This window comes from Acinetobacter sp. PK01 (assembly GCF_022819285.1).
GTDB lineage: Bacteria > Pseudomonadota > Gammaproteobacteria > Pseudomonadales > Moraxellaceae > Acinetobacter > Acinetobacter tandoii.
The window spans coordinates 1,796,154-1,812,422 of record NZ_CP094643.1 but is presented as its reverse complement, the minus strand read 5'-3'; the positions used below and the strand labels follow the sequence as shown (position 1 = coordinate 1,812,422).

Here is a 16,269-nt window from a genome sequence, read left to right as displayed (position 1 = left end):
GTCTTAATTTAATCCATGAGATAAATTAAGCAGACTATACTGCGTGAAAATTACACTATTGTTAAAATTTAATTACAAATCATTGATTTATAATGTGACTAAATTAGCATTTTCTAGTGCTTTACGTAGGTAAGGATCAAGCTCATCTTGGCGAAGTAACCATTGAATATAGTCCGCAGGCAGGTCTGTAATATTGGTACCACGATGTTTGCCAAAATTAATGCTTCGCGGAATTCTCGCATCTTCAGAAGCTGCATAAAGTTCTTCAATATTATTAATATTCAGTTGATGAACAATGTGCATTAAAATATTGGCAGTCAAAATAATGTCCATATCTGCACGATGTGCTTTTTTAATCATTTCTCGGGCTTTTTCACTGCCTTTACTGATCATATAAATTAATGCTGAAATATTGTGTGCTTCAGCATCTGGCCAAACGCGGCGTGCCAGTGCTAATGTGCAGATTGCCTTAATTGAACTGGTATCAACACCACACTTTTCAATTGCGCGAATATCGTAATCGACATTATGACCAATAATATATTGTGTATCGGTTGGGAGAACAAAAGTACTGTAATGAGGACGATCAATGAGGTCAGATTCTAAAATATGATGCACCGCCATTGCTGCAAAAGAAATTGGCTCATCTACACAATACAGTTGATCAAATAATTTGGACTTGTCTAAAGTGAGTTTGCCATTTTCAACTTCAATAGGTGCATATGCAATTTCGATGGGTTGACCATTTAAGGTGTGTGTTTCTGTATCCAAAATAATGGCTTGCATATGAAAATCCTATGGTGTCGCTGAATGGTTCAATTTAACATTTTCATGTGCAGTGAAACAAATATAAACCAGAAGTTTAATTAGTCCATTTGATCTTTTGTTTTAAAAAACTGATGAATCATGTTTATTAAAATCAATTTAAAAATAAAATTGAACAGAAATAGAAAAAAGCGTAAAAATAAAACGTTGCTGAAAATGAAGCAAAAAACAATAAAAATTGAATAAGGATATAAACGATGCAGAGAAGAATGCTGATCGCTGTTTTGACCAGTACAGCGATGCTATTAAGTGCGTGTCATGATGATGATCATGATTCTTATAATTTGGGGGATAATATTCCCAAAAACAACATTGCAAATCCTGTTGTTTCCACACCCACAGCTTATAACCTAACCGACATGTCTGCGACGGCAGGCGAAAGTGTCGTGATGACTTATAAGATGCTCGGCATGAATAATAAAGAAGTGCAAGCTACAGCTTTGGTCTTTACACCAAAAACAGCACCGCCTGCTAAAGGTTGGCCAATTGTGGTTTGGGCGCATGGAACAACGGGTGTAGCCGATATTTGTGCACCGAGCCGCAGTCAATTAAACACCTATATTCAAGCGATGATTGAGGGTTTATTAACTGCGGGCTATGTGGTGGTTGCTCCAGATTACGAAGGTTTGGGTGAACCAGCAAATAATGAATTACATCCTTTCTTAAATGTAAAAAGTGAGGCATTTTCAATTACTGACGCCGTTGTGGCAGCGCGAAACTATTTAGGGAATAAAGTGTCGAATCGTTGGATGACCGTTGGGCATTCGCAAGGTGGGCATGCCGCGTTAGGCGCAGCGCAATATCAGTCTAGAGCACAACTGGATTATAAAGGAACTGTGGCGGTTGCGCCTGCATCCAATCTTCAATTGATCTTGCTGGCAGGGGAGAGTCTTGCCGCTCAACAAACCGATATAAAGCAAAAAATAGAGACTTTGGCTTCTTTAGATACATTTACAGCTTTAATTACTGCAGGTTTACGTAATCCAAATCCAAGCTTGCAATACAGCCAAGTATTTAAGTCCCCAACCGATAAAATTGCCGACAATGCTGAAACGGATTGTTATCCCTCTTTAGAGCAAGAGTTTGGGACAGCTATGAATACCTATGCAGAAGATAATGCAGATGACATTACCAACTACCCTAGGACACAAAGTAATTTTATGACTTTATCTCCTGTGAAAAAGTTCTTAGATACAGATTCACAGCCTCTTCAGGTTAAAATAAGTACGCCTATTATTATTTATCAAGGTGCGATGGATACGACGGTTCCAAAAGTTGCTACAGATACTTTGCTGAGTGGAGATGCTGCTAAAAACTCTCCAATTACCTATAAAACCAATACGACTTGGGATCATGGTACAGCTTATGTGCTAAATATTCCGAATATTTTGATAGATGTACAAACATTAATGCCAATTCAATAAGTTGAGTTGAACAAAAGAAGCTTATGTTTTTTATCGACATGAGCTTTTTTTATGTAAAACAGAGCAAACATCGTTCTCAATATTTGCAAACTTCGTGCTACAATACGCGGCAATCTTAGCACGGCTTAAAAGCCCTAAATACATAGGACCTCGCTAATGTTTGCCAATATCTCTATTGCTGAATTTGATCCAGAATTAGCTCAAGCAATTTCTAACGAAGACGCTCGTCAGGAAGCTCATATTGAGTTAATCGCATCAGAAAACTATTGCTCACCAGCAGTAATGGAAGCTCAAGGATCAAAACTCACTAACAAATATGCAGAAGGCTACCCAGGCAAACGCTACTATGGCGGTTGTGAATATGTCGACATCATCGAACAATTGGCAATTGACCGTGCTAAAGAATTATTTGGTGCTGATTACGCTAACGTTCAACCACATGCGGGTTCACAAGCAAACTCAGCAGTTTATTTAGCTTTACTTAACCCAGGCGACACAGTTCTAGGTATGAGTTTGGCTCACGGTGGTCACTTGACTCACGGTGCTAAAGTAAGCTTCTCTGGTAAAACTTATAATGCAATTCAATACGGTCTAAACCCAGAAACTGGTGAGATCGATTATGAAGAAGTTGAGCGTTTAGCGGTTGAACACAAGCCACGTATGATCGTTGCTGGTTTCTCTGCTTATAGCCAAATCGTAGATTGGCAGCGTTTCCGTGACATCGCGGATAAAGTTGGTGCTTACCTATTTGTAGATATGGCACACGTTGCTGGTTTAGTTGCTGCGGGTGTTTACCCAAGCCCAGTACAAATTGCTGACGTAACAACGACAACTACGCATAAAACTTTACGTGGTCCACGTTCTGGTTTAATCCTTGCAAAAGCAAATGAAGAAATTGAGAAAAAACTTCAATCTGCTGTATTCCCAGGTAACCAAGGCGGTCCATTAGTTCATGCAATCGCAGCAAAAGCAATTTGCTTTAAAGAAGCGATGGCGCCTGAATACAAAGCATATCAACAACAAGTGGTTAAAAATGCTCAAGCAATGGCTGAAGTTTTAATCGCGCGTGGTTATGACGTTGTTTCTGGTGGTACTGAAAACCACTTGTTCTTGTTATCTTTAATCAAACAAGACATTACTGGTAAAGATGCAGATGCTTGGTTAGGTGCTGCTCACATTACTGTGAACAAAAACTCTGTACCTAATGACCCACGTTCTCCATTTGTTACTTCAGGTATCCGTATTGGTACGCCAGCAGTAACGACGCGTGGTTTTGGTGAAGCAGAAGTTCGCGAATTAGCGGGCTGGATTGCTGACATTCTTGATTCAAAAGGTAGCGAAACTGTTATTGCAACAGTGAAAGCGAAAGTTGAAACTGTATGTGCTAAGTTCCCAGTATATGCAAAATAATTAGCAATATGCTTGAGAAGCCTCCCTCAAGGGGGGCTTTTTTTATATCTATACAAAATGCTTATCTTCACCATTCTTCATTTTCTGCTATAAATAATTCAGCATGTGAAAATAAAGAACATACCAAAGCAAAATTTAGAACATGAATTTTTGAGAAGGACGGTTTTATGGACAAACCAACTATTATCATTTCTGAACAAGATCTGAATCGTTTAGAAACTATGTTAGAGCATCAATCAAAATTAACGCCAACCATGGAGCATTTAGAAGATGAATTGGCACGTGCCAATGTTGTTGCTCCGCAAGATGTTCCTGCCAATGTCGTCACCATGAATGCACGTGTGTTGGTCACGATTGCTCCAGATACTTCATCAACGGAAATTACCTTGGTTTATCCGCATGACTTTCGTGGTGATAAAGGACAGGTCAATGTGTTGGCACCCGTGGGCGCAGCAATTTTGGGATTGTCTGAAGGACAAGAAATTGAATGGCCGCAACCTGATGGGCATTTAATGAAAGTCAAGATTGAGCGAGTACTGTATCAACCTGAACGAGAAGGTAATTATTTATAAGTACCCCCAATGAATGCATTAAAATTGGGCAAATCTCATCTGCTGAAAAGCCATCATAATGCTATGATGGCTTTTTTTATACAATTTTAATCTAGGCTAAATGGATGCTCTATTTAGTCAAGTACAGGTTTTTTTATGCGTGGTTTATACCTTATTACCAATGATGATCCTTTAAATCTATTGCTAGAAAAATTACACGCAGCTTTAGCAACAGGTCAAATTGCAATTCTTCAGTATCGCCGTAAGAAAGTGAACAAAACGGATCAACCTACGGAAGTTGAACAAATTAAAGCGCTTTGCAATCAATATGCTGTACCATTTGTAATTAATGATGATTTGGCTCTCGCACAGCAATACGGATTGGGTGTGCATTTGGGTCAAGATGATGGTGAAATTGCCGATGCAGTTGCGTGCCTACCGCAAGGCGTCATTATTGGTCGTACTTGTTTAAATTCTATGGAATTGGCTAAAAAGGCGATTTCAGAGGGCGCGACATATGTTGCATTTGGTGCTGTGTATGCAACTGCGACTAAGCCTGAAGCAGGTAATGTGGGAATTGAAGTCATTGCTCAGGCGAAGCAGGAATTTACGGTGCCGATTTGTGCAATTGGTGGATTAACCGTTGAAAATTCAGCACCTGTGATTACTGCGGGCGCAGACCTTTGCGCGGTAATTAGTGATATATTAGCGTTGAACGTAGCTGACATCCCACCCCGTGTTCATGCATGGGCACAGTTATTTGCTAAAACTGCATAATGTTGTAAGTCGATTATTTTCTATTTAGGTTGAGTAAATTCATGAGTTTATCTCCAAAGCAAGAACAACTATTTAAACAAGCCAGTAAACATATTCCGGGTGGCGTGAATTCACCTGTACGTGCATTTAATAGCGTGGGCGGTACACCCATCTTTATTGAAAAAGCGCAAGGGGCTTATTTGTTTGATGTGGATGGTAAGCGTTATGTAGATTATGTTGGTTCTTGGGGGCCAATGATTCTTGGTCATGCACATCCAGCCATTATTAAAGCGGTTCAAGACGCTGCGGTAGATGGTTTGAGTTTTGGCGCACCGACCGTACATGAAACGACTTTGGCAGATGTGATTTGTGAAATTATGCCATCGATTGAAATGGTGCGCATGACCAACTCAGGTACTGAAGCAACCATGACTGCGATTCGTTTGGCACGTGGTTATACAGGACGCGACAAAATTGTGAAGTTTGAAGGCTGTTACCATGGTCATTCTGACTCATTATTGGTAAAAGCAGGTTCAGGCTTATTAACAACAGGTGAAGGGGAAGCGACTTCAGCGGGTGTACCTGCCGATTTTGCCAAACATACCTTAACTTTGCCGTATAACGACATTGCAACCTTAAAAGAGTGTTTTGCTAAATTTGGTGCTGAAATTGCGGGTGTGATTGTAGAACCTGTAGCGGGCAACATGAACTTGGTAAAACCTGTGGAAGGTTTCTTGCAAGCCATTCGTGAAGTGTGTGATGAACATGGTTCGGTATTTATTATCGATGAAGTAATGACAGGTTTCCGTGTTGGACTAGGCGGAGCACAAGCTCATTATGGCGTGACACCTGACTTAACCACTTTAGGCAAAATTATTGGTGCAGGTTTACCAGTAGGTGCTTTTGGTGGTAAACGCGAAGTGATGGAATGTATTGCACCTTTAGGTAAAGTGTACCAAGCGGGTACATTGTCGGGTAATCCACTCGCAATGCGTGCGGGCATTGAAATGTTCAAACATTTACGCCAACCCGGTTTCTATGAAAACTTAACAGCTCAATTAGAAAAGCTTTTGGCAGGGTTACAGCAAGAAGCTGATGCTGCTGGTATTCCTTTCAAAACTCAACAAGCGGGTGCAATGTTTGGTCTTTACTTTACCGATCAAGAAGACATCACCAGTTTCGATTCAATGCTGAAATGTGATGTTGCTGCATTCCGTAAATTCTTCCATGGTATGTTAGATCGTGGCGTGAATTTGGCACCATCGGCATTTGAAGCGGGCTTCATCTCAAGTGCACATAGTGATGAAGATATTGCATTTACGATTCAAGCCGCAAAAGAAACCTTTGCTGAAATGAAAGCATAAGTTGTAGTGAAAGTTCCAAAAAGCCTGTGATCATGTTGCAGGCTTTTTTTTGCAAGGAAAATCCATGAAAACCAAATATTGTTTAGAATTGGCTGATGCCGAATTGATCTTAAATGCAGCCTATGGGTATGCCTTACAGCATGGCTTTGCTATAAGTATTGCAGTCGTTGATGAAACAGGCTGTTTATTGAGTATGAAGCGTATGGATGGCGCATCCCCAATGACTGCACGATTGTGTCACGAAAAAGCACAATGTTCAGCCATCAGTAAACGTCCAACCAAATTATTTGAAGATTTAATTCGTAATGGACAAGACGGATTTTTAACGGTAGAGAGCATTACAGGCATGCTTGAAGGTGGAGAACCCATTTTATATCAAGGGGAAGTCATTGGGGCGATAGGAATTTCAGGTGCTAAAGCATTTCAAGATGCTGAAATCGCACAGTATGCCATTGAGCAGTTTTTGGCACAGATTCAGCTTTAAGCTTTCTCGCCATTTTCTAAAATGATCCGACTTAAATTTTTTAAAGAGGAATGAACACTGAGCTTTACACAAGATTCTTAGTCATAGACTCTCCCAAGCCAATAATTTTCAGTTAGGTAAAGATTTAACTGAGAATTAAAGATTCAGTGCTAAATTCCAATCGTTAAAGGATTGGGCATGCCTATTTGGGATTTAGATCGAATACATTGAGTTAGAACTCTTGGATAAGACACAGCCCGCATTGATATATTTTAGGAATGGATAAATTTACATCGTGTGAATTGTTTATTGAGATAGGGGGAGTGGGTAAACTTTCGAATGAAGTTTGGTTTAATACATGCTTTAAAAGCCTATGTTGTTGATTCTATAGCAGTGATGCCTCTAGGAAAATGATGATAGGTTAATGCTGTCAATCTTCAAGACAGAGACGTGAAGCACAGCCCAAATTTCAAAAAAATGATTTAGTCCCTGAGACATAATTCTTATTGTGAGTTAAATCGGGACTTTTTTGAATAAAATCGTAAAAAACGCTGACTTTTGTCGATTTTTGCATTGTAATTTATAAGGGAGCTTCTTATTATTGCCCGCTTGTTTGCACAGTCAGCTTGGAATATCTCTTGAGTCAATTTCTGAATGAACATCTGATCCACCGTGATGAGGATTTTATGGTAATCCATAAACCCGCGGGGATTCTTACAGTGCCAGGAAAAACGGCTGACTTGCAAGATTGTGTGATTAATCGGTTACTTCAAGAAGAGCCGAGAACCTTGCTGATTCATCGTCTAGATCGAGATACCTCAGGTATTTTGGTCTTTGCACTTTCTAAATTCGGACAAAACCGAATTTCGCGTCAGTTCCAAGAGCGCCAAACGTCAAAAATATATCAAGCTGTAGTCGCTGGGCATTTGCAAGGTGAGGGAACAGTGGATGTACCTGTGGTGTACGATCCGTCACGTCCACCTTTACACATTGCAGATCCGAGTTACAACAAGCCTGCCTTGACACACTGGAAAGCGACTGAACATTTTGAAATTCAAGGTCAAGCCGTAACTCGTGTTGAACTGACGCCTATTACAGGTCGTTCGCATCAGTTACGTGTACATATGCAGTACCTAGGCCATCCAATCGTAGGGGATACGCTGTATGCCGCACCCGAGCAGCTATTGTTGGATCGTTTATGTCTACATGCAGAGCGTTTGAGTTTTCAACATCCTAAAACAGAGCAGTTAGTTGAATTCTATTGCCCAGTACCGTTTTAAGGCGAAAAAAATACGCTTCAGATTCGAATAAGCCCACTTTTTTAGTGAGCTTTATGTCAAAATATATTGCTTAAAGCCATGAAGTTTTGTTCAAATAATATTCTCTTTTGAGCAATTATTTCTTGGTCTACATTTGAGATAAAGGTGGAAAAATTGCAGCAGTTTGCTATTGGTCAACGTTGGTTATCTGACACAGAAACAGAGCTTGGCTTAGGGGTATTAATTGACGTTGATGAACGATCGATTAGCATCTTATTCCCAAAAAGCGACGAAACGCGAGTATATGCCCGAAACAATGCCCCTTTATCTCGTATCGTATTTAATACGAATGATGAAGTGCATGATCAGGAAGGAACACAATGGCTGGTCGAGTCATTGGAGCATCATCATGGTGTGGTACGTTACGCTGTCGTGCGTAGCTTAGAAGATGGAACGCAAGAACGTAAAACCCTGAATGAAACCCGTATTGGCGCTCAAATTCAATTATCTAAGCCTTTAGATCGTTTACTGGCAAGCCAAATTGACTATAAAGAATGGTATGACCTACGTATTGAAGCAATGCTGATGCAAGCCAATATGCAAAGCAGCCCATTACGTGGTTTGGTTGGTGCGCGCGTCGGTTTAATTCCGCATCAACTTTATATCGCACACGAAGTAGGCAAGCGTTTTGCACCACGTGTTTTACTGGCAGACGAAGTTGGTCTGGGGAAAACCATTGAAGCGGGTTTAATTATCCACCAACAACTAAAAACAGGTCGTTCTGAACGTATTCTGATTTTAGTGCCTGATTCATTACAGTATCAGTGGATGATTGAAATGCGCCGCCGTTTCAATTTAGCCTTCTCTATTTTTGATTTAACACGTACCGCGTCTATTAAAGAACACGACCCTGAACTCAATCCATTCTTGACTGAGCAATGCATTATTGCCAGCGTTGACTTGATGATTGACCATGACGACTTGCGCGAACAGGCGTTGGAAGCTGGTTTTGATCTGTTAGTGGTAGATGAAGCACATCACTTGATGTGGAATGAGGAAGAAGGTGGCAATGATCGTTATGATCTGGTCGAAGAGTTGGCTGAGCAAACACCAGGCGTGTTATTGTTGACCGCAACACCAGAACAACTAGGTGTTGAAAGCCACTTTGCGCGTTTACGCTTGCTCGATCCGCAACGTTTTAGTTCATTAGATCGTTTCTTGGATGAAGAAGAAAAGTATCAACATACTGCAAAAATTGCAGAAGTGCTGATGTCAGATTTACCGTTAGAAGATAGCCATTTAACTGCAATTGAACAGTTATTGGGGCATCGCATTAGTGACGAACCAGAACAACGTTTCCATGCAATTCATGAATTATTGGATCGCCATGGTACAGGGCGTATTTTATTCCGTAATACCCGTGAAGCGATTCAAGGCTTCCCTGGTCGTGATTGTCAGCCTGCGCCATTACCTGCACCAGAAAACTGGTCGAAAGATGGCAAACTACGTGAGCAAATGTGGCCTGAAGAAGCACAGCTTGATGGTTCGTGGATGGAATCTGACCCACGTGTGGGTTGGCTTATGGAAATGCTGCGTACTCAGTTAAAACACAAAAAAGTGTTGTTGATTGCGCGTAGTGGTCCTGTGGTCGAAGCATTAGAAAACGCTTTACGTTTACATGCAGGTATTCGTACAGCCATGTTCCATGAAGGCATGAGCTTGCTTGAGCGTGACCAAGCTGCGGCATATTTTGCTGAAGATTCTTATGGTGCGCAGATTTTACTCTGTTCTGAAATTGGTTCAGAAGGGCGTAACTTCCAGTTTGCTTCTGACTTGGTGTTATTTGACTTGCCTGCCAATCCAGACGTATTGGAACAGCGTATTGGTCGTTTAGACCGTATTGGTCAAGAAAACCGTATTCAGATTCATGTGCCATATTTAGAAGGTACAGCGCAAGAGCGTATGTTCCGTTGGTATAACGAAGCATTGAATATTTTCAGTAATATTTCGCCAACCGCACAAACCTTGCAAGAAAACTTCATTGTCAATTTAAAAGATTGCTTGCTTACCGATATGGGGCAACAGTTCGAAGATTTGCTTGAAGAAGTCAGCGTACAACGTGAAGCTTTAGAGGCGGAATTACAAGCAGGTCGTGACCGCTTACTCGAATACAATTCATGCCGACCAATCGTTGCGCAAGAAATTGTACAAGCGCTTGAAGATTATGATGACAATACCACTTTGCCAATGTTTATGAAGCGCTTTATGGCGTCGACTAACATTGATTTTGATGAGCAAAGTAATGGTACAGTCATTATTAAACCGACAGATCAAATGCAAGTTCAGGGCTTAACCTTGGATGAAGAAGGTATGACCGCGACATTCTACCGTGATCAAGCTCAAGTCCGTGAAGATGCGCAATATCTGACTTTAGAGCATCCATTCACTGAAAGTGTGATGGAAATGATCAATACGCAGGCCTTTGGTAGTACCAATGTCGCGATTTTAAAGTCGAATGCATTAAAACAAGGCTCAATTTTGTTAGAAGTTTGGTTCAAGGTCGATGTGATTGCACCGAAAGCATTGAACTTGCCTTCAAGCTTGCCACAGCAATTGATTCGCGTATTACTCAGTGAAACTGGGCAAGATTTATCGATGAAGATTGAGCCAAGTATTCTGAAGCCGTATTTACATCATTTAGACAGCAACAGTTGCCGTCAGGTGGTGAAAGCGCGTCGTGATGTGATTGAAGAACGCTATCAACAGGCTTTGAATATTGCCAAAACTGCTTTGCCTGAAATGAAGCAGCAAGCCAAAGAAATCTATGGTGGCAAATGGCAATATGAAATTGACCGTTTAAGTTATTTAAAGCAATTTAATCCAAGTATTCGTGAAGACGAAATTACACGCTTACAAAAATTGCAGAAGGAAGGCATTGCCTTGTTGGATGGTTTATCTGTAACGCCAGAAGCTATTCAAGTGTTGGTGGTGGTTAAGCCTTAAGGTTTAACTTTCAACCCAGCAATAAAAAAGCACCATCTGGTGCTTTTTTATTGGGAATTTTAACTGTCAATCTGTTTAACGAATTTGCGATTCATCCAAATGACGTGCACCTTCCAAAATCATACGAATCATAATCATGGTTTGCTCTGCCATGGCTTTGCGTTCTTCATTTGGTAAATCAATCACTTTGGCCCCCATATTAAATACCAGTTGCGTAATTGCTTTCGCTGCTAAGTCAGGGTGTGCCATTTTGCTGTGATTGAGGCGTTCTAAACGAATCAGGTCATCTTTCAGTTCTTGCTGGAAATAGTTAAGCTGTCGATCTACCGCAAGTTTATATGAGGCAGAACCTGTATAACCCTCGCGTAGTAATAGACTTAAATTTCCTTCATCAGTATTTAACTGTTCAATAAATACTTCGACCGAACTACGAATAATGCTGCTTTGCTTGATCGCTTTTAAACGTGCTTCATGCAAAATTTGGCGTAACACAATACCTGAACGGTCTATCAGCTCAATGGCAAGCTCATCTATATCTTTGAAATGTCTATAGAAACTATTTGGTGCAATACCTGCTTCACGCGCAACTTCACGTAGACTTAAAGAGGCAATGCTTTTTTGCGGTCCAATCAGTTTGAGCGCTGCTTGGAATAATTCATCTTTCGTAATGGTAGCTTTACGACCGACAGAACGAACTACAACTGGTTCATGCACCGTTTTAAGGTCATGAGTCGTAGTGTCGTGTTTTGTTTTGATCGAAGGCTGGTTCATATTTTTCAATAGATTAAATGCTTTTTTGCATTATAGCCTTTACTGCCTGTGATGTGAAATGAATAAAAAAGGACGAATATATATACAAATATATATACATGTGTATAATAATTAAAAGTCAATTGCGTGGTCTTAAAGATGTTCATGCTAAAAAAATCAAATTCTCCCCTTAATTTTTTAGTCGAAAGTGTTGTAGATCAACACTCTTTGAATTTTTGGTTGCAAAAGGTCAATCCACTTTGGTCGGTTGATCAAGCTTTAGGTAAGATTGTTCAAAAGGACAATACTGCTGAAGAAATGGTAAGTTTGACGATTGAAGTCAATCGTCATTTCAAAATGGGTCAAGCAGGTCAGCATCACCCTGTCATGATAGATGTTCAAGGTGCGCGTTATGAGCGTACCTACAGTTTGACTCAGATTGATGCGCAACATGTGTTGCTCAGTGTTAAAAAAGTAGAACAAGGCAAAGTCAGTAACTGGTTAATCAACCAAGCTCAAATTGGTGATGTACTTGAATTTGGTCAACCTTATGGCGATATGTTGTTGCCTAAACAAAATCAACCGATGATCTTGTTAGCCGCAGGCAGCGGTATTACTCCAATGTACAGTTTATTGACTACTTTAACACAGTCAGAGCAACTACGTGAGCGTAAAGTGCATGTGATGTACTGGGTGAAGCATTATGCAGATTTCGCGTTCAAATCTTATTTTGAACAGTGGGCAAAGCAATATCCGCAATTTTCTTATCAAGTATTTTATACCCAAGAAGAAAATGCAGATGCACGTTTAAATGCGGCTCAGGTCGAGGTATTGACCGATATTGATCAGTCAATTGTGTATGCTTGCGGTCCTTCAGGTTTCGTTCAGCAAGCGGAGCAACTTTTTACTCAAGCTCAACTATTCCAAAGCGAAGCGTTTAGCATGACACCTGTGGTAAATGACGACACAGGTTTTGTGAATGTAACCCTAAGTAAGTCTAACAAAGTAGTTGCAATTCCACGCGGTCAATCAATTTTAGTTGGGCTAGAACATGCCAACGTGAAACCGACCTATGGCTGCCGTATGGGGGTTTGCCATAAATGTGTATGTAATAAAGTACAAGGCTCAACGCAAGACATGCTCAATGGTCAACAAAATAGCGAGCCAAGTAATCCATTAAAACTGTGTGTAAGTTCTGCCCAAACAGATCTTGTGATTGATTTATAAGAGAGTTCAATATTATGAATATGCCAGTAAAAGCACAATATTTTAAGAACCCAAAAAATCGTGAACTTACTCAATTTGAGTTAGATGAATTGGCGCGCGAATTGGATGCGATCAAACAAGAAGTGTTGGATGATATTGGCGAGAAAGATGCCAAATATATCCGCCGTGTTTATTCAACCGTGCAGTACGCTTCAATTGCTGGCCGTGCTTGCTTATTTGCAGGTTGGTTTCCGCCAGCTTGGATTTTGGGGACAGGTTTATTGGGCTTTGCCAAAATCATGGAAAACATGGAATTAGGGCACAACGTCATGCACGGTCAATATGACTGGATGAATGATCCTAAATTCAGTGGGCAAAACTACGAGTGGGATATTGTCGGAACTTCTGATAACTGGCGTCAAACTCACAACTATAAACATCACACCTACACCAATATTAAAGGTATGGATGATGATATCGGTTATGGTTTATTACGTTTGTTCCCAGAACAACGTTGGAAACCAGGTTTTTTATTACAGCCTTTGTATAGCATTCCATTCTGCTTGCTGTTTCAGTGGGGCGTAGCCATTCAGAATCTTGAAATTGGTAAAGTTTGGTTTGGTCGTAAATCTAAACAAGAACTGAAAGAAGAGTGGAAACCGTTACAACGCAAAATTGGCAAGCAATTGCTCAAGGATTACGTCTTCTTCCCATTGATTGCAGGTCCCGCGGCATTACCCGTATTTACAGGTAATCTTGTAGCGAATGGTATTCGTAATATCTGGACTTTCAGTGTGATTTTCTGCGGTCATTTCACTAAAGACGTAGAGGTGTTCCCAAAAACAGTTTTGCAAAATGAAAGCCGTGGTCACTGGTATATGCGTCAAATTCGTGGTTCTTCGAATTTAACGGGTTCAGAAGCCTTCCATATTTTGACTGGACATTTAAGTCATCAAATTGAACATCACTTGTACCCTGATGTACCTGCGCGTCGTTATCGTAAAATGGCGCCTAAAGTACAAGCAGTGTGCGAGAAATACGGCTTAAATTACAATAATGCCAGTTTGGTGAAGCAATACGGCAGTGTGATTAAGCGTATCGTGAAGTATGCATTCCCATTCAAGAAATAATTGAATAAAAACCACTTCTTCGGAAGTGGTTTTTTTATGTCTTCTCAGGTCCAGTCTTTTACTGGATAGTTTTGAATTAGATCAGCATAAAAATACAACATCCTCAATAGATTGAATTTCCAAATCTGGTTGAATCATTTAGCATGAGACATCATAGATTATTGTAGAGTCCAACGATGTTAGAACGTGGTATTTATCAACATTATAAAGGTCAGTTGTATCAGGTATTTTCTGTCGCAACACATAGTGAAACAGAAGAAAAGTTGGTGGTCTATCAATGCTTATATGGCGATTATTCTTTATGGGTGCGTCCTTTAAGCATGTTTACCGAGCAAGTCACTTTAGAAGATGGAAAAACTGTTCCTCGCTTTAATTTGATACAAAAAACTGCTATATGAATAGAACATGAAATAAAAAATGAAATTTAACGTATAGCCAATTTAAAAATGGAATGTCTCGATGAGTATGAGTCAACAATTTAAAGCAAGAATAAATGATTTATATGTTTCTTTTAAAAAGCATGATGACACTCAAAAAGATCGATTACAGCGTTACCGCAATATTGAACCTGATTCTGCTCACTTTTTAGCGATGCAGATTCGAATTCAGAAATCGAAGAAAGTCTTAGAAATAGGAACATCTACGGGTTATTCGACCTTGTGGCTGGCAGATGCCTTACAAGTTACACAAGGACAGCTTACTACCTTAGAAATTGATGCTGTACGCAGTCAACAGGCGCAGCAGTTTGCGCAAGAATTTGGTTTGGACCCATTAATCCAGTTCTGGGTAGGAGATGCCAAAGATTATTTAGCAGAATGTACCGAAAAATATGATTTGATTCTACTTGATGCAGAACGTGATGCCTATGTGGACTATTGGTCTGATTTAAAACGATTGTTATCTAAACAAGGCGGCGTTTTAATCGTTGATAATGTCATTTCACATGCAGAAGAAGTAAAAGCATTTACCCATTTGGTAAAAGAAGAAGGTAACTATTTATTATCCACCTTACCTTTAGGTGCAGGTTTATTGGTTATTACTGCAAAAGATTATGATGTTTAAGCGAACATGCAGACTTCGTATGAAAAATCAGGGCTTACCCTGATTTTTTTATTGTTATTTATTGGATGGTAATGCGTGTGAAGTGCAAGTCGTATTCTAGGTATTTGTGTACAAAAGCGGCTTTATCACTACAACGTAGCATGTTGGCGTAAACAAATTGGGGCACAGGGTGGTAGAGTTCTCCAGAACCATTATTATAAAAAATTTTTAAGTATCTTGAAGTCGCATTGTATTTCCAAGAAGTCACGGCAAGCATTATTCCCATACATACCTCCTTGAATTTGTGAATAAACTCAATAGACCTTTCTGTTTAATTCAAGGTAAATAAAACAAAAGGCTTACTTCAATGTATAGCAGAAATTACAGGGACTTCAAATATTTTCTAAATAAAATTACATGAAATTTAATTGTAAAAAAACCACGCTTAAGGCGTGGTTTTTTGATTCAATCTAATTTTTAAAAAATTAGATTTTACCTACTAGGTCGATAGACGGAGCAAGAGTTGCGTCGCCTTCTTTCCATTTAGCAGGGCATACTTCACCTGGGTGAGCGTGAACGTATTGAGCTGCTTTAACTTTGCGAAGAAGTTCTTGAGCGTCACGGCCAATACCACCAGCGTTGATTTCAACGATTTGGATTTTGCCTTCTGGGTCGATCACAAAAGTACCACGGTCAGCAAGACCAGCAGATTCAATTAATACTTCGAAGTTTTTAGCAAGCGTCCAAGTTGGGTCACCAACCATTGGGTATTCAATTTTCTTAATTTCAGCAGAAGAATCGTGCCAAGCTTTGTGTGTGAAATGCGTGTCAGTAGAAACTGCATAGATTTCAACGCCTAATTTTTTGAATTCAGCGTAGTTGTCAGCAAGGTCACCAAGCTCAGTTGGGCATACAAAAGTGAAGTCTGCTGGATAGAAGAATACTACAGACCATTTGCCTTTAAGATCAGCTTCTGTAACTTCAATGAACTGACCGTTCAAGTAAGCTTGTGCTTTAAATGGTTTAACTTCGGTATTAATTAAGCTCATCATTGTCTCCATGATTGAGGTTAGTCTTTGAATTTGGA

16 protein-coding genes are annotated in these 16,269 nt (G+C 40.0%); 12 read left to right on the top strand and 4 right to left on the bottom strand.

What is annotated here, in order from left to right; translation table 11 throughout:
• Positions 1-87: 87 nt before the first annotated feature.
• A complete protein-coding gene (locus MP622_RS08615; RefSeq protein WP_243790503.1) occupies positions 88-786 on the bottom strand; it encodes a DUF3820 family protein in 699 nt (232 codons plus the stop codon).
• 236 nt (positions 787-1,022) lie between these two features.
• On the opposite strand from MP622_RS08615, the gene MP622_RS08610 reads away from it, so the two are divergent.
• The 8 genes from MP622_RS08610 (at position 1,023) to rapA (ending at position 11,055) form a co-directional block, all read left to right on the top strand.
• Complete coding sequence (locus MP622_RS08610) at positions 1,023-2,249, top strand: lipase family protein (protein ID WP_243790501.1); 1,227 nt, start codon at positions 1,023-1,025, stop codon at positions 2,247-2,249.
• Positions 2,250-2,405: 156 nt separating this feature from the next.
• Positions 2,406-3,659, top strand: a complete 1,254-nt coding sequence (gene glyA, locus MP622_RS08605) for a serine hydroxymethyltransferase (protein ID WP_016167431.1) — start codon at positions 2,406-2,408, stop codon at positions 3,657-3,659.
• Between the two features lie 167 nt (positions 3,660-3,826).
• Complete coding sequence (rnk, locus tag MP622_RS08600) at positions 3,827-4,231, top strand: nucleoside diphosphate kinase regulator (RefSeq protein ID WP_104440875.1); 405 nt, start codon at positions 3,827-3,829, stop codon at positions 4,229-4,231.
• A 135-nt stretch (positions 4,232-4,366) separates the two neighbouring features.
• A complete protein-coding gene (thiE, locus tag MP622_RS08595) occupies positions 4,367-4,987 on the top strand; it encodes a thiamine phosphate synthase (RefSeq protein ID WP_243790499.1) in 621 nt (206 codons plus the stop codon).
• Between the two features lie 41 nt (positions 4,988-5,028).
• Positions 5,029-6,330 (top strand): glutamate-1-semialdehyde 2,1-aminomutase, encoded by a 1,302-nt coding sequence (gene hemL / locus MP622_RS08590; protein WP_016167434.1) that lies wholly within the window; start codon positions 5,029-5,031, stop codon positions 6,328-6,330.
• Between the two features lie 64 nt (positions 6,331-6,394).
• Positions 6,395-6,814, top strand: coding sequence for a heme-binding protein (locus MP622_RS08585; RefSeq protein ID WP_243790498.1), 420 nt, complete (start codon positions 6,395-6,397; stop codon positions 6,812-6,814).
• A gap of 617 nt (positions 6,815-7,431) precedes the next feature.
• The gene (locus MP622_RS08580) at positions 7,432-8,073 is read left to right on the top strand and encodes an RluA family pseudouridine synthase (protein ID WP_044739407.1); all 642 of its coding nucleotides are present in this window, start codon (positions 7,432-7,434) and stop codon (positions 8,071-8,073) included.
• A gap of 144 nt (positions 8,074-8,217) precedes the next feature.
• The gene (rapA, locus tag MP622_RS08575; RefSeq protein WP_243790496.1) at positions 8,218-11,055 is read left to right on the top strand and encodes an RNA polymerase-associated protein RapA; all 2,838 of its coding nucleotides are present in this window, start codon (positions 8,218-8,220) and stop codon (positions 11,053-11,055) included.
• A 75-nt stretch (positions 11,056-11,130) separates the two neighbouring features.
• On the opposite strand, the gene fabR is transcribed toward rapA, so the two are convergent.
• Positions 11,131-11,826, bottom strand: a complete 696-nt coding sequence (gene fabR / locus MP622_RS08570; RefSeq protein WP_016167438.1) for an HTH-type transcriptional repressor FabR — start codon at positions 11,824-11,826, stop codon at positions 11,131-11,133.
• Positions 11,827-11,964: 138 nt separating this feature from the next.
• Between fabR and MP622_RS08565 the strand changes: the two genes are divergently transcribed.
• The 4 genes from MP622_RS08565 (at position 11,965) to MP622_RS08550 (ending at position 15,203) form a co-directional block, all read left to right on the top strand.
• Positions 11,965-13,032 carry a ferredoxin reductase gene (locus tag MP622_RS08565; protein WP_243790494.1) on the top strand — a complete coding sequence of 356 codons (1,068 nt, stop codon included), beginning with the start codon at positions 11,965-11,967 and terminating at the stop codon, positions 13,030-13,032.
• 14 nt (positions 13,033-13,046) lie between these two features.
• Entirely contained in the window at positions 13,047-14,141 is a 1,095-nt protein-coding gene (locus MP622_RS08560) for an acyl-CoA desaturase (protein WP_243790493.1), read from the top strand.
• Positions 14,142-14,317: 176 nt separating this feature from the next.
• Positions 14,318-14,539: a DUF1653 domain-containing protein gene (locus tag MP622_RS08555; protein WP_016167441.1), complete on the top strand. Its 222-nt coding sequence runs from the start codon at positions 14,318-14,320 to the stop codon at positions 14,537-14,539.
• Positions 14,540-14,600: 61 nt separating this feature from the next.
• Positions 14,601-15,203 carry a class I SAM-dependent methyltransferase gene (locus MP622_RS08550; protein WP_243790491.1) on the top strand — a complete coding sequence of 201 codons (603 nt, stop codon included), beginning with the start codon at positions 14,601-14,603 and terminating at the stop codon, positions 15,201-15,203.
• Positions 15,204-15,261: 58 nt separating this feature from the next.
• Here MP622_RS08550 and MP622_RS08545 read toward each other — a convergent pair whose 3' ends face one another.
• Positions 15,262-15,468, bottom strand: coding sequence for a KTSC domain-containing protein (locus tag MP622_RS08545; protein WP_016167443.1), 207 nt, complete (start codon positions 15,466-15,468; stop codon positions 15,262-15,264).
• 199 nt (positions 15,469-15,667) lie between these two features.
• A complete protein-coding gene (ahpC, locus tag MP622_RS08540; protein ID WP_016167444.1) occupies positions 15,668-16,231 on the bottom strand; it encodes an alkyl hydroperoxide reductase subunit C in 564 nt (187 codons plus the stop codon).
• Positions 16,232-16,269 lie beyond the last annotated feature (38 nt).